The sequence below is a fragment of the Sphingomonas sp. R86520 genome (assembly GCF_042466285.1).
In the GTDB taxonomy this organism is placed as follows: Bacteria; Pseudomonadota; Alphaproteobacteria; order Sphingomonadales; family Sphingomonadaceae; genus Sphingomonas.
In genome coordinates, this window is the sequence record NZ_JAXHBZ010000001.1 from 196,588 (window position 1) to 213,605 (window position 17,018).

Consider the following 17,018-nt stretch of genomic DNA (forward strand, 5'->3'; position numbering starts at 1 on the left):
CCTTGTGCCGTTTTCCGGCCGGACTCAGCCGATTTCAGTGCGGATCTGCGTGATCAGCGGAAGGATCGCGGTCAGCCTCGGCTCTTCCTCGTCGAGGATTGCGAGGAACGCCGCGCGCTTGATCGCCGCGACCCGGCCCGGTTTCATCCGTACGGTGTGCGGCAGGGTGGAGACGGTGATGTCGATCATCCGCTCGGCCCCGTGCAGCCGCCCCCAGAGATAGTCGTTCTCGCGGTAGGCGCGACTGAAGAACGCACCGAATGTGCCGAACTGGATACCCTTCAGCGTCGCCTCGGCGCCGCCCGAGCGGATCGAGGTCGCATCGTCGGGGGCGATCCGGTCGACCTTGATCGGATCGAACTCGTCGAGCCCTTCGCCCTGCAGCAGCGGCAGCGTCGCCGTGTCGAAATACGGGAAGCCGAGATAGGCGAGCAACAGAGTGCGCCGCGCAGGCTTGGCGAGTGCCGCGAACGCGTCGGCGAGGCGCTGATCGGTTTCGGCATCAAGTCGTTCGAGGTCGAACGTCCGCCCCAGCGTCTCCAGCACGCAGGCCGCATCGCCCTTCATCGCGCGGACCGCATCGTGCATTCCGGCATGCATCTCAGCCCGCAGCCGGTCGAGATACGGCGACAGTGATTCGTAGATCGCATTCCGCATCGGTGCGAGTTCGGCCTCGTCGGCCTGCGTCTCCACGTCCGACAACCTCCGGGCCATCAGCCGCAACCGACGGATGCGAAAGCCGATGTCGAAGGTCCGCAGGAATGTGATCGCCGCCGGGCTCGCCCCATTCTGGAAACTCGACCCGAGCTGATCCGCGCCCGATGCGCCGACATGCGCGACGATCGCGGCTCGGATTTGCGTCATTCGCCGCAGACTATGGTGAAGTCCGGCATCATAGAGCAGCGCGGCGATCGTCTCGATCACCGCGCTGCGTTTCAGATGGCCGTACGCGACGAACCCGTAGCCGGCACTCGCCGCGGCGGCCTTCTGCGCACGCCGCCGCCACGCGACCAGCCGCGGCGCCGTCGGGCGGTCGAGGAACAGCGTATGCCCGAACAGCGATTCGACATCGGCCTCCACCTCCGGCCGGATCGCGGTAAGGATGCCGCGCATCCGGTCGATCCGGGCGGAGCGCTCGGCAATCGCCTCCAGATTGTCGCGGATCGGCTGCTGGCGCGGAATGTCGCTGATCGCGCCGATGATCGTCTGGAAGAAGCCCGGCGTTCCCTCGCCGCGGTTGAGACGCAGCTTGATGCCGGGGGAGGGATCTATGTAGATGAACCGCCGGTCGATCTGGCGCCGCGCTGGACGTTCCTTCAGCGCGTCCAGCGCCGGTCGGAACGGTGCGTTGGCCAACACCGAGCCGTCGATCAGAACCGCGCTCTCCGCCGCATTCGCCGCGGTGTGGCGAGGCAGAACGCGGGCGAGGAAGCCGCTACGCTCCGGCCAGGCAATCATACGGTCCTTCAGCACGCCGTCGAGCTCGGCGACCGTGAAGGGCGGAAACGCGCCTGGAAAGCTCGACGTGGCACGTGCCGCGAAGGTGAGTTCCGCGTTGGGCGCGAGCGTGTCGCAGGGGTGACCGTTGTCGGTAAAATCGACGACCATCCGGTGTTCCGTCTCGACGACCTCGGCAGGCGAATTGAGCTGCAACCGTTCGGGATGTCCCGAGAAGTCGGTCACCGTCACGAACAGGTCGAGTGGCTGGCCGGGTGGCAGCAGCCGCGGTCCCCGCTCGCTCGCCCCCATCGCGTCGAACGCGTCTAGCAGCAGGTTGGTGAAGGTCTTGCCCCCGAACGGCGGCTCGAACCACCGCGAACGGACGAAGTGCGACAGCTTGGTCCGCACCTCTTCCCGAGTCGGCTCGTCGAGCGCTTCGACCTTGTCGGTGCTGCGCCCCGCCGCCATCCAGGCGAGCGGCATTGCCCAGGCTTTGGAAAAGCGCGACTTCGGTGCCGCCTCGGTATCGATCAGTGCCTCGACGTCGGCGGACGTCATCCACAGGTCGGTCAGCGGATCCAGGCTCTGCCCGGTCGCGATCGCTTGGGCGAGGAAGATACCGTTGATCCCGCCGGCGCTGGCGCCCGCGATGATGTCGGCAAGCACGCGGACCCGGACACCGGCGTGGTCTTCGATTTCCTGGAGCAGCGCGTGATACACGCCCTGGCTACCGCCCTTGGGTATCTCGCCGTCGTGGAACGCGCGGCTTGCGCAGACCAGTCGCCAGATCTCCTTGGTGATCCCGTGCATGTAGACGGCAAGGCTGATCCCGCCATAGCAGACGAGCGCGAGACGAAGTTCCTTCTCGCGCATCAGGCGGCGAGGGGGCGCTGGCGGGCGGCGGCGGTCGGTATGATCATAACGCCTCCAGCATAGCCCAGATCGGCAGATGGTCGGATGCTTTCCGCGCTGCGGCGCTGGCATGTACACCGCACTCGACCACCTTCAGCTCGCGCGACACCATGATCCGGTCGAGCCGTGCGATTGCCCGCCGTGAATGAAAGCTCGCCCCGGTTTCTGCAAAGGCATAATCGCGGCCGAAATCGCGCAGGCATCCCGAACCCGCGCTCCATTCGTTCAGGTCGCCCATCAGCACCGTCGGATGGCGATCCGTACAGGTATCGACATGGCTCAGGATCGTCGCCGCCTGCTTGCGCCGCCACAGTCCCGACAGATCGAGGTGCATGCCGAGCACGCGGATCGTCTCGCTGCCGAGCCGGACGTCGGCCATCACGGCGCCGCGTGGCTCCAATGAGGGCAAATGGATCGCCTCGCCGTCGAGCACCTGCGCCGACTTGCGGACGAGGATGACGTTGCCGTGCCATCCCATGCTGAGCGAACGCAGTCCGAAGTCGACCGGGATCCAGTCGCCATGCTCCTCCAGCAGGTTATGCGGCAGGACGCAGGCCTTCGCACCGAACCGTCGATCCGCTTCCTGCAGGGCGATGACGTCGGCGTCGATTTCGTGCAGGACTTCGAGGACACGCTCCGGATTACGCCGACGGTCGAGCCCGATGCCCTTGTGGATATTGTAGCTGGCGACCTTGATCATGCGTGCGACCTATAACGCGACGCTTGCGATCCGGGTTGCAGAATGACGGCTGGTCGCGAAAAAGACGGGCTGAACCGAACGGCAGGCCGGGAAACGAGGACCTGGTGGGAAGAATTAGCGCGCACGTGGCTGCGGCGTGAACCGCAGGCCGGTGTTCAGCGTTGTCCCCTCAGATTATCGGGGGAAGTACCAGTGCGTCTTGGTTTGATCGGTGCGTCGCTGCTTGCGACGACGTTTGCATTGTCCGCCTGCGAAGTCAGGACCACGACTGCGAACGAGCAGGCGCAGGCGACGCCAGCGCCTGCGGGCCAGACCGCGGGCTGGACCAACAAGACGGCAGGGCAACTGCGCAAGGCCATCGCCGGTCGCGGGGCTCACGGTCTCGACCGGATGACCTTCGACGCCAGCGCGCAACCCGGCGCCGGTGATGCAGCCTTGACCAGGTCGGCGCTCGCCTACGCCACGGCGCTGGCACAGGGAGCGACCGATCCCACGAAGCTGTTCGACGTCTACACCCTGCCGCGGCCTCGCGTGAACCTCGCACAAGGCCTCGCTGCGGCGTTGCAGGCTGGTGACGTCGGGACATGGCTGGCCGGGCTTGCGCCGCAGGACGCGAACTATGCGCGTCTGTCGAAGGCTTATCTCGCAATGCCCAAGTGGGAACAGACGCCGGCTTCCGCGATCCCGGACACCGGGGAAGCGATCAAGCCGGGTACGTCGGACCCACGGGTGCCGGCGATCGCACGCCAGCTCGTTGCGTTCGACTATCTCGACAAGGCGGCGGCGCAAGGTGATCGCCTGACGCCCGCAATCATCCTGGCGATCAAGAAGATGCAGGCGGATTACGGGATCAAGCCGGACGGCATGATCGGCAGCGAGGCGCTGGGTATTCTCAATCTGTCCGATGCTGACCGGGCGCGGGCGATCGCGGTGAACATGGAGCGGCTCCGTTGGCTGGACCGCAACGCGCCGGGAACCCGGATCGACGTCAACCTGGCGGCGGCTCGATTGAGCTACTGGCGGGACGGCAAGCTGGTCGACAGCCGCAAGGTCGTCGTCGGCGAACCCGACAAGGAGACGCCGCAGCTCGGTTCGCCGATCTTCCGCCTCGTCGCCAATCCGACCTGGACCGTGCCGCGCTCGGTCGAGAAAAAGGAGATGGCGGGCAAGGGCGCAGCCTACCTCCGTGCCAACAACCTGGCGTGGAAGGATGGCTGGCTCGTGCAGCAGTCGGGACCGAAGAACTCGCTCGGCCTCGTCAAGTTCGACATGACCAACGACCACGCGATCTATCTGCACGATACACCCGCCAAGCAGCTGTTCGCCGAAGTACAGCGCCAGCGCAGCCACGGGTGCGTGCGCGTGGATGATGCGCTGGGATTCGCCGAGATGCTCGCCAGGGATGAGGGCGTGACCGATCAGTGGCACCAGGCGCGAGACACCGGCAAGGAGACCTTCGTAAAGTTGCCGAAAGAAATTCCGGTACGGCTGTTGTACCAGACCGTGCTGTTCGACGACGCCGGCGAACCTGTGATCCGCGCGGACCCATATGGCTGGAACGACCGGGTCGCGGTCGCGCTGGGGCTCGGGACGAGCGCGAGCTACAAGCCGGCGGCCCGCGATGCCGACGTCGGGCCGTGATCGTGACGCGGACCTGATACTCGGTCTCCCCGGCGTTCCCGCAACCGCGGGAACGTCTCGTGGCTGATTGACGACAGCCGTTCGCGAGGCGCCGTGCTTACCCGTCCAGGGTCGTGGTCGACGGATAATGCTTGTCGAGGTGGCGCTTTATGATCCGCAGGTTGCGGGTGTTGGAGCGGAAGAAGAAGTCGGGGATCGCGCCGACGAACGGGATCATCCCAAAGGCCCAGTCCAGCCCGATGTTGCCGAACATCCGCGCCATCTGGATTTTGGACATGCCGATGTTGCGCGCTTCCCATGCCATCCAGCCGCCGATCGCGGCCGCGACCGTGCTCCCTGCGAACGGTACGAAGTCGAGCACGACGTCCAGGCCGACCCTGCGGCTGGTACCGGGAATGACGAACAGACCCTCCATCACCTGCTCGACCGCCTCGACACGGCGGCGGACCGACAGGGCGTCACGCCCGAGCGGCAGGGCGTGGAAGGTCTGGCCGGGGGCGATGCGGGTAGCGCGTGGGTTCATGCGTCCTAGTTGGTGTCGGCGCGCAAGCGGTTCAACGGGTGCCACGCGCGGGTATTCGGCTGCCATTGCCCGAGCCGGGCGGCGACCAGCGACCAGCGCAACGGACGCGCCAGCGGGATGAATGCCACGTCCTCGTTCATCGCCTTGTCGGCGGCAGCAATCCGCAACCCACGTTCGGCAAGGGTCGGCGCCTCGCGAGCTGCGTCGAGCGCGGCGCGGGCATCATCACCACACGCGACGCAGGCCGACGCCAGATACCAGCGCGCACTGTCATAAGGTGCCACCGCATCGACCAGTCTCAGGTCGGCGGCCTCGCCGATCGCGACACGAACCGGCGTGATGCCGATCGCGATCAGCGACGCGGCGACCTGCGCATACAGCAACGTCGCACCGGGGCCGGCGGGGAGCGCGATTCGCACTTCGATCGCGGCTGGCGTCTCCTGCCGCCACGCGGCCACGCGCTGCCGGGCGGCGACGCGGCGCTCCTCCTGCGTCAGCAGCGTCCAGGCAGGAACCTGCGGCAGCGACGCCGAATCGAGGATGTCGGGCAGGATGCGGTCCGCCGGGTCCCAGGCGGGTGCAACGGCTCCCGTTGCCGCGGTGCGGTCAATCGCCTCGGATACTGCAGCCCGGTTGGCGGCGTCGGTGAGAAACCCCTCGCGCCGGACGAACGCCAGCCCGAATAGCCCCGCCGCCGGGTCTACCCGGACGCTCGCCGGGGCGATATCCGCGGTCGCCAACAGCGGCCAGTCGACGAAGCTGCCGCCGCTCACCAGATCTGAATCTCGATTGGCGAACCGGGCGATCGCGCGGGCCGCGCGCTCGCCGATCAGCCGGACGTCCTCTTGCGGTCGGGGTTCGCGCTGGTCGTCGGGATCGGCCTGGCCGGGATCGAACGCGGGGCGTAGCAACGGCGCACGACCCCGCTGCGCGATTCGGAACGGTCCGGTCCCGCCGGTCGGCCGGAGCCGCAGCAACGCGAGTTCGGGTTGCGCGAACAGCTTCAGCAGGTCGGGGCGGGGGCGCGACAACCGCACCTCGATCACTTGCGGGGTCATGACGACAATCTCGTCGATCGCGGTCAGGAACGGCGCCAGCGGATTGTGCGATCCGAAATGGTCCGCGCTTCCGATCTGGTGCTGCAGCATCGCCACCACCTGTTCGGCGGTTACCGGCGTACCGTCACCCCAATCTCCTTCGCGCAAACGGAAGATGTAACTCATCCCACCATCGATCACGATCCAGCGCTCGGCAATGCCGGGCTCGATCTGTCCCGCCGCATCGAAGCGTACGAGACCCTGTGCGGCCGAATCCATCATCAGGCGGGTGGGCGTGTCGAGCGCGACGCGGCTGGCATCCGCCAGTCGCGGGCGCGCTCCGATCGCACTGACGACGACCGCCCCGGTATCCGGACGTCGGTCGCAGCCGGCAAGCGCCAGGCAGGTCGCGAGCATGGCGGCGCCTAGCGGGAGGCGAGTCCGCATGGCTTCGATGCTAGGGACAACAGTGTTGGTGCGGACGGCGGGACTCGAACCCGCATTCCTAGGGAGGGAGATTTTAAGTCTCCTGCGTCTACCGGTTTCGCCACGTCCGCACACGGCCCCAAGAAGACGAGGTCGCGCGCACGGTCAACCCATCTTGCTTGGTAGGCAGCATATTCCTGCGCCCTTCAAAGGCGTGCTGCCGTCTGGTAGCGCTCACACGTTAAGACGTGCGCGCATTTCCTTGCCGGGTTTGAAATAGGGAACGCGCTTCGCCTCGACCTCGACGACTTCGCCGGTGCGTGGATTACGGCCGGTGCGAGCATCCCGCGCGCGCGTCGAGAATGCGCCGAAACCACGCAATTCGACTCGACCGTCTGCGGCCAGTCGTTTTGAGATTTCGTCGAAGAAGGTGCTGACGATCAGCTCGACTTCGTTAGGCTGCAGGTCCGGATGCGCCTCGGCGATCTTAAGAACCAATTCAGATCGGATCATTCGAGCCCCCGCCCATCTAGAAAAACGCTTACAGATTGATACAGGTCAATCTGCGAGTCATTAGCACCAAACGTGGAACAGTCAAAAACCAAAGTGGTCCAGACACGAAAAAGCCCGGCATGTTCGACACATGCCGGGCTTTTCTGCGTAACTAAAAGTTAACCTTACTTCTTCTCGGCGTCCGTACGAGCCTTGAGAGCCTCGCCTAGGATGTTGCCGAGAGTCGCGCCCGAGTCCGACGAACCGTACTGAGCGACAGCCTGCTTCTCTTCCGAGATCTGCATAGCCTTGATCGAGAAGGTCGGCTTCTTCGACCGATCGAAGCCGGTGACCATCGCGTCGAACTTCTGGCCGACCTGGAAACGCTCCGGACGCTGCTCGTCGCGATCGCGACCCAGATCCGTGCGCTTGATGAAGCCGGTCGCGCCATCGTCGCCCTGCTGCACCTCGAGGCCCGCGTCGCGGACTTCGAGAACGGTCACGGTGACGATCGCATTCTTGTTCAGCTTGTCACCTGCCGCTGCGATGCCGCCGGCCGAAGGCCCGCCGCGCTCGAGCTGCTTCATGCCGAGCGAGATACGCTCCTTCTCGGCGTCGATGTCGAGCACCACGGCTTCGACGGTCTCACCCTTGCGATGCAGGTTGAGCGCGTCTTCGCCCGAAACACCCCATGCGATGTCGGACATGTGGACCATGCCGTCGACGTCGTTGTCGAGGCCGATGAACAGACCGAACTCGGTCGCGTTCTTGACTTCGCCTTCGACGGTCGAACCGATCGGATGAGCGGCAGCGAAGGCCTCCCAAGGATTGGCTTGAGCCTGCTTGAGGCCGAGCGAGATGCGACGCTTCTCGGAATCGACTTCGAGGACCATGACGTCGACTTCCTGCGAGGTCGACACGATCTTGCCGGGATGGACGTTCTTCTTGGTCCAGGACATTTCCGACACGTGGACGAGGCCTTCGATGCCCGCTTCCAGCTCGACGAACGCACCATATTCGGTGATGTTCGTGACGCGGCCGGTGAGCTTCGCGCCGACCGGATACTTGACCATCGCGCCATCCCAGGGATCGCTCTCCAGCTGCTTCATGCCGAGGCTGATGCGCTGGGTGTCCTTGTTGATGCGGATGATCTGCACCTTGACGGTGTCGCCGATGTTCAGGACTTCGCTCGGGTGACCGACGCGCTTGTAGCTGAGATCGGTGACGTGCAGCAGGCCATCAATGCCGCCGAGATCAACGAACGCACCGTAATCGGTGATGTTCTTGACGACGCCGTCGATGATCTGGCCCTCGGCCAGGCTGAGGATCAGGCCCGAACGCTGCTCTGCGCGCGTCTCTTCGAGAACGGCACGACGCGACACGACGATGTTGCCGCGCTTGCGGTCCATCTTCAGGATCTGGAACGGCTGGGGGATATCCATCAGCGGGGTGACGTCGCGCACGGGGCGGATATCGACCTGCGAACCGGGCAGGAACGCGACGGCGCCGTTCAGGTCGACGGTGAAGCCACCCTTCACGCGGCCGAAGATGACGCCTTCGACGCGGGTCGTCTTGGAGAATTCGGTTTCCAGCTTGTCCCATGCGGCTTCGCGGCGGGCGCGATCGCGGCTGAGCATCGCTTCGCCGTGGACGTTCTCGACGCGGTCGACATAGACTTCGACTTCGTCGCCGACCTTCAGGTCAGCCTTCTGGCCCGGCGCTGCGAATTCGCGAAGCGGCACGCGGCCTTCCGACTTCAGACCGACGTCGATGACGGCCATGTCATTCTCGATGCCGGTCACGGTGCCATGCACCACGCGGCCCTCGAAGCTGTCGGCGTCGCCGAGCGTTTCGTTCAGCATCGCCGCGAAATCGTCGCGGGTCGGCATTACCTGGGTTGCCATAGAATTCAGTAATCCTAGTCTGTTTCCGGCCAAGCGGTTGGGTCCGCTGGTCTTGGCCTTCGTTGCCGCGACGACCGAACGCCGGCGCAGCATCCGGGCGGCACGAGGCGCGGAGGACGTAGACGCTGAATGCGAAAACGGCGCGTGAGACTCGAGGGTCTCCGCGCCTTCCTCCACGAGCATCGCTCGCCGGACGGTTCCGTATAGCCGAAACCGGGTCTCGGAGCAAGTTCGCCGCTGCTTCGTTAGGGGCCGCTCACAACAGGAGCGAAGATTTGAACGAACGCGGCATTCTCGTGCTGGGCTGGGTCGCCACCGTGACGGCGATCGTGATGTACCTGTCGTACATCGACCAGATCATGCTGAACCTTGCGGGTCAGAAGGGATCGGTGGTCCAGCCGTTCGCGACGATGGTGAATTGCGCGCTGTGGGTTGGGTATGGGTTTCTGAAGGACAAGCGGGACTGGCCGATCGTCGTGGCGAACTTTCCGGGGGTGGTGTTCGGAGCGGTTGCGCTGGTTACTGCGCTTTAGGGGAGCGTGGGTCACGTCTTAGGGTAGCGTGAGTCAAGTTGCTGTGCGCGGCGGAGCTGGGGGCATAACGGGCGGCGCCCCCGCTTCCTTGTTCTCCCGCGAAGGCGGGAGCCCAGTCTGGGTCCCCGCCTTCGCGGGCAAACAATTTTTGGCGCGGTAGCTCACTCCCACAGAGCAACCACCCCGGCGAAGGCCGGGGCCCAGTTGGGGGCCGTTGCTAACTAAGCGCAGCGCTCCGTTACTGCGACCTTTCCAACTGGGCCCCGGCCTTCGCCGGGGTGGTGCGCTCGCTGGGGTGTGCGGAAGGCTTAAACCGAAGCCGCCTTCTTCCCTCGCTGCGCTTCAACCAGCGCAACCGCCCTCTGCACCGAAGCCTCGATCGACAGAAAACTAGTATCCAGCAACGCAGCATCCGCCGCCATCACCAACGGCGCAGTCGACCGCCCACTATCCCGAGCATCCCGAGCCCGAATATCCGCCAGCACGCGGTCCTTGCTCGCAGTCCCCCCCCGAGCCTGCAACTCCCCATGCCGCCGCTGCGCGCGAATATTCGGCGTGGCCTTCACGAACAGCTTCGCATCCGCATCCGGCGCAATCACCGTGCCAATGTCGCGCCCATCCAAAATCGCGCCACCCTCCTGCTCCGCGAACCGCTTCTGCCGGTGCAGCAACGCCGCACGGACCAGTGGATGTGCCGACACCACCGACGCCAGCGCGCCGATATCGTCGTCGCGCAACGCCGGATCGCTCAGCAGCGCATCGCTGAAATCGCACGCCGCGACCGCGTCGGCCTCGGTTTCCGGATCGAGCCCCATCCGCGCCACGCTCAGCGCCACGGCCCGGTACAACAGCCCGGTATCGAGATACGGCAGCTTGTAATGCTTGGCCAAGGCGCGCGCGATCGTGCCCTTGCCCGATGCCGCCGGACCGTCGACTGCGATGATCATCTTAGTTCCCCCGGCCGGTAAGCGCATCGAGCGACCGGAAGAACACGGGGTAGCTCGTCGCCACCGGCGATACGTCATCGATCGTGACGGCCTGAACGGCGCCAAGTCCAGCCACGACCATGCTCATTGCGATGCGGTGGTCGAGTTTCGAGGCCACCCGAGCGCCACCGCGAATCGCCGCGCCGCCGGAGCCCGTGATCGCCATGCCGTCCTCATACTCTTCGCAAGCAACCCCGCACGCTTCGAGTGCGATCCGCATCGTCGTGATCCGGTCCGATTCCTTGACGCGCAACTCATGCGCGCCACGAGCGATGGTCGTCCCGGTCGCGAAGGCTGCGGCGACGAACAGCACCGGATATTCGTCGATCATGCTCGGCGCGAGATCCGCGGGCACTTCGATGGCAGTCAGCGGGGCATGCCGCACGCGCAGGTCCGCGACCGGCTCGCCGCCGACAACCCGCGGGTCCAGCTCGGTAATATCCGCGCCCATCATCCGCAAAGCCGTGACGAGCCCGATCCGCGTCGGGTTCAGCCCGACATTGCGCACGACGATATCCGACCCGGGCACGATCGACGCCGCGACCAACCAGAACGCCGACGAAGACGGATCGCCCGGCACGACGATATCCTGCGGCTTCAACTCCGCTTCGCCCGTGATCGAGATGAGACGACCCTGGTTCGTCTCTTCGACGGTCAGCTTCGCGCCAAAGCCGGTCAGCATCCGCTCGCTATGATCGCGCGTCGCGACCGGCTCGATCACCCGCGTGATCCCCGGCGTGTTGAGCCCCGCCAGCAGGATCGCCGACTTCACCTGCGCCGACGCGACCGGCAGCGTGTACTCGATCGGCACCGCCGGACACATCCCGCGCACCATCAGCGGCAAGCGCCCGCCCGGCGAAGACGTGATGTCCGCTCCCATCTGCGACAGCGGCTCGATCACGCGCCCCATCGGCCGCCCCGACAGCGATGCGTCGCCGGTGAAAGTGCAGGTGATCGGATGGCTCGACACCAGCCCCATCAGCAGCCGCGTCGACGTCCCCGAATTGCCCATCTCCAGCGCGGTCTCGGGCTGGAGCAGTCCACCGACGCCAACGCCGTCCACCACCCAGATCCCGTCCTCGCCCCGCTCGATCGTCGCACCCATCGCGCGCATCGCGGCCGCGGTGGCGAGCACGTCCTCGCCCTCCAGCAAGCCTTCGATCCGGCTGGTGCCGACCGCCAGGCTCGCGAACATCAACGCACGGTGGCTGATAGACTTGTCGCCTGGGACCGCAATCGAGCCGGTCAGTGGACCGCGCGCGACGACGTCCATCGAAGTGGGGAGGGGGTGTGCCATGGGGCCGGGCTTTTGACAGTGGCCTTGCGCTATGGCAAGGCGCGCCCACTTTGCGAGGGTATCCCCCCGCAATCCATTCATCCGAAAGGTTCTATCGGCATGATCAAGCCGGAATGGGGCACGAAGCGTTCGTGCCCGAAATGCGCGACGCGTTTCTACGACCTCGAAAAAGCCGACCCCGTGACCTGCATCGAATGCGGGTATGCGTGGGAGCCCGAGCCCATCCTGAAGTCGAAGCAGCCACTGCCGTTCGAGGTCGCCAAGCCCGACACCAAGAAGCCCGACGCGGATCTCGAGGGTGACGAGGAAGAGGACATCGCCTCGATCACCGGCGAGGACGAAGAGCCGTCGGCGGACGACGAAGTCGATCTCGGCGGCGACGACGACCTCGGCGTTGAGACGCCGCAGGACGAGCACGAGCGTTAATTGCAATAAATTTGGCAGGCGGCATTACGCCGCTTGCCAACCCGGGCGGGTCCGGTTAGTGACCCGCCTCCCAACGGGAATGGGGCCGTAGCTCAGCTGGGAGAGCGTTCGCATGGCATGCGAAAGGTCAGGGGTTCGATCCCCCTCGGCTCCACCATTTCCGTTGATGACCGGTCCTCCGGTACCCGTTCAGATAACCTGATCCAGGCCTTGCATTTGCGTCTTGCGTTGCGGCCGATGGGTTTCAGACGGCGGTCTTGAAAGCCGCTGCAGGGGCGACCCGGATCTTACTCCATCACGCGTGTCCCGCGTGCATCTCCAGAAAAACATCGCAGATTGCCTGGACCATCGTGCTCTCCTTGATTCGCGAAGCGGAGTCCGGCGCTACCAGCAAGGCAATCCGCCGGCTCGGATCGAAACCGGTCAACGGGATCATCGCGATGCCCTCGCTTGCAAAGCTCAACGGCATGACCGTCATCCCAAGCCCTGCACGGACATAGGTCAGTGCGCGGTCGTCGCTGACGGTGCGGGCGGCCATGAAGGGGCGCACGCCGCGGGCGGTGAAGAAGCGGCTTGTCTCGGCGAGCGCTTCGCAGTGGCGGCGGACGATCATCGTTTCCTCCGCGACGTCCGCGACCGCGAGCGTCGCGCGCCCCGCCAGTCGGTGGTCGTTCGCGACCGCGACCGCGAATCCTTCCTCGAACAGTACGCGGCCGCGCGGATCGTCGCCGATCGCGCCGAGCATCACGTCGATCCGCCCGCGATCGAGCAACGCGACGAGTTCGCTGCTCCGTCCCTCGACGACTTCGAGGCGTTCGGTGGTGGATGCGCGTCGCGCCCGGCTTAGCGCGGCCGCTATCCAGGACGGCGGCAATGTCGTCGCGATCCCGAGGCGGACGAGCTTGGTTGGAGCCGTGTCCTGTAGATCCCGCTCGGCGGCGGCGAACTCGGCTTCGATCCGACGAGCATGCACCGCGAACCGCGTGCCTGAGGGCGTGAGTTCAATCCGTCGGTTGGTCCGCAGGAACAGCGTCTGCCCGAGCGACGCCTCCAGCTTGGCGATCCCGACTGACAGCGTCGGCTGCGAGATCCGGCATTGCGCGGCGGCACGCGTAAAATTGCCCTGGTCGACGACCGCCAGGAAATAGCGCAACACATAGCGTTCGATCATTGCGGTACGACCATAGACACGATCTATCGCATGTGTTCGGTCGTATCAATTTCTCTCGGGGACCGCGACCGAGTATCATGGCCGCAACACAAGGTCTGGAGAGGCTGCATGATACCCGATTTCGATTTCGCGCTCGGCGAATCCGCGGACATGATCCGTGAGAGCACGCACCGCTTCGCCACCGACAAGATCGCGCCCTTGGCGGCGAAGATCGACGCCGACGACTGGTTTCCGCGCGAACTGTGGCCGGCGATGGGCGAACTCGGGCTGCACGGCATCACTGTCGAGGAAGAGTTTGGCGGCCTCGGCCTCGGCTATCTCGAACACGTCGTCGCGGTCGAGGAAGTCTCGCGCGCGTCCGCCTCGATCGGGCTCAGCTACGGCGCGCACTCCAATCTCTGCGTCAACCAGATCCGCCGCTGGGGCAACCTCGAACAGAAGGCCAAGTATCTGCCCAAGCTCGTGTCGGGCGAGCATGTCGGCAGCCTCGCCATGTCCGAGGCCGGCGCCGGCTCCGACGTCGTCTCGATGAAGCTGAAAGCGGTGAAGACCGATACCGGCTACGTCCTCAACGGCACGAAGTTCTGGATCACCAACGCGGCCTATGCCGACACTCTGGTCGTCTACGCGAAGACTGGCGAAGGCTCGCGCGGGATCACCGCGTTCCTGATCGAGAAGGACATGCCGGGCTTCTCGATCGGCCAGAAGATCGACAAGATGGGGATGCGCGGGTCGCCCACCGCCGAACTCGTCTTTACCGATTGCGTGGTCCCGGCCGAGAACGTCATGGGCCCGGAGAATGGCGGCGTCGGCGTGCTGATGTCGGGCCTCGACTATGAGCGCGCGGTGCTGGCCGGGATCCAGCTCGGCATCATGCAGGCGTGCCTCGACGTCGTGATCCCCTATGTGCGCGAGCGGAAGCAGTTCGGCACGGCGATCGGCCAGTTCCAGCTGATCCAGGCGAAGGTCGCCGACATGTACGTCGCGCTCAGCTCGGCACGTGCGTACGTCTATGCGGTGGCGAAGTCGTGCGATGCGGGCAAGACGACCCGGTTCGACGCGGCGGGCGCGATCCTGCTGGCAAGCGAGAGCGCGGTGAAGGTGTCGCTCGAGTCGATCCAGGCGCTGGGTGGGGCAGGGTATACCAAGGACTGGCCCGTCGAGCGGTTCATGCGGGATGCGAAGTTGCTCGACATCGGAGCGGGCACGAACGAGATTCGCCGGATGCTGATCGGCCGCGAGTTGATAGGTGCCGCCCCGAAGGTGGCGCAGTGAGCGCTGCTTTGAACCCCTCTCCCTGCAGGGGAGAGGGAGGGGCCCGCACGGCGCAGCCGGGTGGGAGGGTGAGGGCACGGGCGTTCGTCAAACGTGCCCTCACCCTCCCGTCGCTGCGCTCCTCCTTCCCTCTCCCCCGAGGGGAGAGGGGCAAGTGACCGCGCCCGTCCTCACCTCCGCACTGTCCCCCAACAGCGAAACCTTCCGCGCCAACGCGACCCACAACCGCGCACTCGCCGAAACCCTTCGCGAGGACGTCGCCCGCACCGCGCTAGGCGGCAACGCCAAGTCCCGCGAGCGCCACACGTCGCGCGGCAAGCTCCTCCCGCGCGACCGCGTCGAACGCCTGCTCGACCCCGGCTCGCCGTTTCTCGAAATCGGCCAGCTCGTCGCAAACGGCCTCTACGACGACGAAGTCCCCAGCGCCGGCCTGATCATCGGCATCGGCCGCGTCTCCGGCCGCCAGTGCATGATCGTCTGCAACGACGCGACCGTGAAGGGCGGCACCTACTTCCCGCTGACCGTCAAGAAGCACCTCCGCGCACAGGAGATCGCGCAGGAAAACCGCCTCCCCTGCATCTACCTCGTCGACAGCGGCGGCGCGAACCTGCCGCACCAGGCCGAGGTCTTCCCCGACCGCGATCATTTCGGCCGCATCTTCTTCAATCAGGCCAACATGTCCGCGCTTGGCATCCCGCAGATCGCCTGTGTCATGGGCAGCTGCACCGCCGGCGGCGCGTACGTCCCCGCAATGTCCGACGAGACGATCATCGTCCGCGGGCAGGGGACGATCTTCCTCGCCGGCCCGCCGCTCGTAAAGGCCGCGACCGGGGAGGTCATCTCGGCTGAGGAACTGGGCGGCGCCGACACGCATGCCCGCCGCTCGGGCGTGGTCGATCACGTCGCCGAGAACGACGAGCACGCGCTGACGATCGTCCGCGACATCGTCTCGACGCTGCAACCGCAGGCGCAGACCGCGGTGAACCTCCAGCAACCCAGGCCGCCGAAGTTCGCGCCCGAAGAGCTGTACGGCATCGTCCCCAGCGACGTCCGCGCGCCCTACGACGTCCATGAGGTCATCGCGCGACTGGTCGACGGCAGCGAGTTCCACGAGTTTAAGGCGCTCTATGGGACCTCGCTCGTCTGCGGGTTCGCGCATATCTGGGGCATCCCGGTCGCGATCCTCGCCAACAACGGCGTGCTGTTCAGCGAGAGCGCACAGAAGGGCGCGCATTTCATCGAGCTCGCCTGTCAGCGCCGCATCCCGCTGCTGTTCCTCCAGAACATCTCCGGCTTCATGGTCGGCGGCAAATACGAGGCGGAGGGCATCGCCAAGCATGGCGCCAAGCTCGTCACGGCCGTCGCCACCGCGACCGTCCCGAAAATCACTGTCCTGATCGGCGGCAGCTTCGGCGCGGGCAATTACGGCATGTGCGGCCGTGCCTATTCGCCGCGCTTCCTGTTCACCTGGCCCAACAGCCGGATCAGCGTGATGGGCGGCGAGCAGGCCGCCTCCGTCCTCGCCACCGTCCACCGCGACGCGGACAGTTGGACCCCCGAACAGGCCGAAGCCTTCAAGGCACCGGTTCGGCAGAAATACGAGGACGAGGGCAACCCCTGGTACGCCACCGCGCGGCTGTGGGACGACGGCATCATCGACCCCGCCCAGACCCGCGACGTGCTCGGCCTGGCCTTCGCCGCAACGCTCAACGCTCCCATCCCCGAACGCCCCGCGTTCGGCGTGTTCAGGATGTAACCCGATGATCCTGCTGTCACTTCTCCTGATCGCCGGACAGATCACCCCGGTCCAGCCGATCGTCAAAGGCACCGGCCTGCCGCCCGCGGCAATGACCGAAGAGGCCGGCGTGATGGTCCCGATCGACGCGCTCTTCGCAGCTCTAGCGGCCCGCGACGGGCAGGCGATCCTCGCAGAGGTCCGCCTCGACGGCGGCGCCACCGTCGTCGAGGCCAAGCCCGAAGGCACCCGCTCGGTCCGCCGCACCAGCTGGGCCGAGTTCGCCGCATCGATCAAGCCCGGCCCCGAGCGCTACGCCGAGCGCCTCACCGATACCGCGGTCGACATCGACGGCGACATCGCGATGGTCTGGTCGCCCTACGTCTTCACGATCGACGGCAAGGTCTCGCATTGCGGCACCGACCATTTCGACATGGTCCGCGAAGCCGGGCGCTGGAAGATCGCCAACCTCACCTGGTCGAAGCGCACCACCGGCTGCGGGCAATGAGCCTCGCCCGTC

Annotated in this window: 15 protein-coding genes and 2 tRNA genes; 7 read left to right on the top strand and 10 right to left on the bottom strand. The window is 65.8% G+C overall.

Going from position 1 to position 17,018, the window contains the following annotated elements:
* Window positions 1-24: 24 nt before the first annotated feature.
* Window positions 25-2,313 carry a patatin-like protein gene (locus SJY41_RS01095; protein ID WP_380778329.1) on the bottom strand — a complete coding sequence of 763 codons (2,289 nt, stop codon included), beginning with the start codon at window positions 2,311-2,313 and terminating at the stop codon, window positions 25-27.
* Between the two features lie 43 nt (window positions 2,314-2,356).
* Window positions 2,357-3,052, bottom strand: a complete 696-nt coding sequence (locus SJY41_RS01100; protein ID WP_380778331.1) for an endonuclease/exonuclease/phosphatase family protein — start codon at window positions 3,050-3,052, stop codon at window positions 2,357-2,359.
* Window positions 3,053-3,244: 192 nt separating this feature from the next.
* On the opposite strand from SJY41_RS01100, the gene SJY41_RS01105 reads away from it, so the two are divergent.
* On the top strand, window positions 3,245-4,693 hold the full coding sequence (locus SJY41_RS01105) for a L,D-transpeptidase family protein (protein WP_380778333.1): 1,449 nt from the start codon (window positions 3,245-3,247) through the stop codon (window positions 4,691-4,693).
* Between the two features lie 97 nt (window positions 4,694-4,790).
* Here SJY41_RS01105 and SJY41_RS01110 read toward each other — a convergent pair whose 3' ends face one another.
* The 5 genes from SJY41_RS01110 to rpsA form a co-directional block, all read right to left on the bottom strand.
* Window positions 4,791-5,216, bottom strand: a complete 426-nt coding sequence (locus SJY41_RS01110) for a DUF4112 domain-containing protein (protein ID WP_380778335.1) — start codon at window positions 5,214-5,216, stop codon at window positions 4,791-4,793.
* A gap of 5 nt (window positions 5,217-5,221) precedes the next feature.
* Window positions 5,222-6,700, bottom strand: coding sequence for an ABC transporter substrate-binding protein (locus SJY41_RS01115; protein ID WP_380778337.1), 1,479 nt, complete (start codon window positions 6,698-6,700; stop codon window positions 5,222-5,224).
* A 26-nt stretch (window positions 6,701-6,726) separates the two neighbouring features.
* A tRNA-Leu gene (locus SJY41_RS01120) sits at window positions 6,727-6,810 on the bottom strand.
* 103 nt (window positions 6,811-6,913) lie between these two features.
* Window positions 6,914-7,192: an integration host factor subunit beta gene (locus SJY41_RS01125; protein WP_176501355.1), complete on the bottom strand. Its 279-nt coding sequence runs from the start codon at window positions 7,190-7,192 to the stop codon at window positions 6,914-6,916.
* Window positions 7,193-7,356: 164 nt separating this feature from the next.
* Window positions 7,357-9,075 carry a 30S ribosomal protein S1 gene (rpsA, locus tag SJY41_RS01130; RefSeq protein ID WP_056060414.1) on the bottom strand — a complete coding sequence of 573 codons (1,719 nt, stop codon included), beginning with the start codon at window positions 9,073-9,075 and terminating at the stop codon, window positions 7,357-7,359.
* A 275-nt stretch (window positions 9,076-9,350) separates the two neighbouring features.
* On the opposite strand from rpsA, the gene SJY41_RS01135 reads away from it, so the two are divergent.
* Window positions 9,351-9,608: a SemiSWEET family transporter gene (locus tag SJY41_RS01135; RefSeq protein WP_056486791.1), complete on the top strand. Its 258-nt coding sequence runs from the start codon at window positions 9,351-9,353 to the stop codon at window positions 9,606-9,608.
* A gap of 308 nt (window positions 9,609-9,916) precedes the next feature.
* Here the strand turns inward: SJY41_RS01135 and cmk are convergent, their stop codons facing one another.
* Both cmk and aroA read right to left on the bottom strand, forming a co-directional pair.
* Complete coding sequence (gene cmk, locus SJY41_RS01140; RefSeq protein WP_380778339.1) at window positions 9,917-10,555, bottom strand: (d)CMP kinase; 639 nt, start codon at window positions 10,553-10,555, stop codon at window positions 9,917-9,919.
* Window position 10,556: 1 nt separating this feature from the next.
* Window positions 10,557-11,891 carry a 3-phosphoshikimate 1-carboxyvinyltransferase gene (gene aroA, locus SJY41_RS01145; RefSeq protein WP_380778341.1) on the bottom strand — a complete coding sequence of 445 codons (1,335 nt, stop codon included), beginning with the start codon at window positions 11,889-11,891 and terminating at the stop codon, window positions 10,557-10,559.
* Between the two features lie 99 nt (window positions 11,892-11,990).
* Here aroA and SJY41_RS01150 point away from each other — a divergent pair, with 99 nt between their 5' ends.
* Window positions 11,991-12,317 carry a TIGR02300 family protein gene (locus SJY41_RS01150; RefSeq protein WP_031395784.1) on the top strand — a complete coding sequence of 109 codons (327 nt, stop codon included), beginning with the start codon at window positions 11,991-11,993 and terminating at the stop codon, window positions 12,315-12,317.
* Between the two features lie 81 nt (window positions 12,318-12,398).
* Window positions 12,399-12,474 (top strand) — tRNA-Ala (locus SJY41_RS01155).
* Window positions 12,475-12,612: 138 nt separating this feature from the next.
* On the opposite strand, the gene SJY41_RS01160 is transcribed toward SJY41_RS01155, so the two are convergent.
* Complete coding sequence (locus SJY41_RS01160; protein ID WP_380778344.1) at window positions 12,613-13,488, bottom strand: LysR family transcriptional regulator; 876 nt, start codon at window positions 13,486-13,488, stop codon at window positions 12,613-12,615.
* A gap of 108 nt (window positions 13,489-13,596) precedes the next feature.
* Between SJY41_RS01160 and SJY41_RS01165 the strand changes: the two genes are divergently transcribed.
* The 3 genes from SJY41_RS01165 to SJY41_RS01175 all read left to right on the top strand — a co-directional run bounded on the left by SJY41_RS01165 (window position 13,597) and on the right by SJY41_RS01175 (window position 17,006).
* Complete coding sequence (locus tag SJY41_RS01165) at window positions 13,597-14,763, top strand: isovaleryl-CoA dehydrogenase (protein ID WP_380778346.1); 1,167 nt, start codon at window positions 13,597-13,599, stop codon at window positions 14,761-14,763.
* Window positions 14,764-14,917: 154 nt separating this feature from the next.
* Window positions 14,918-16,519: a carboxyl transferase domain-containing protein gene (locus SJY41_RS01170; protein WP_380778348.1), complete on the top strand. Its 1,602-nt coding sequence runs from the start codon at window positions 14,918-14,920 to the stop codon at window positions 16,517-16,519.
* 4 nt (window positions 16,520-16,523) lie between these two features.
* Window positions 16,524-17,006, top strand: a complete 483-nt coding sequence (locus tag SJY41_RS01175; RefSeq protein WP_380778349.1) for a nuclear transport factor 2 family protein — start codon at window positions 16,524-16,526, stop codon at window positions 17,004-17,006.
* Window positions 17,007-17,018: the final 12 nt, after the last annotated feature.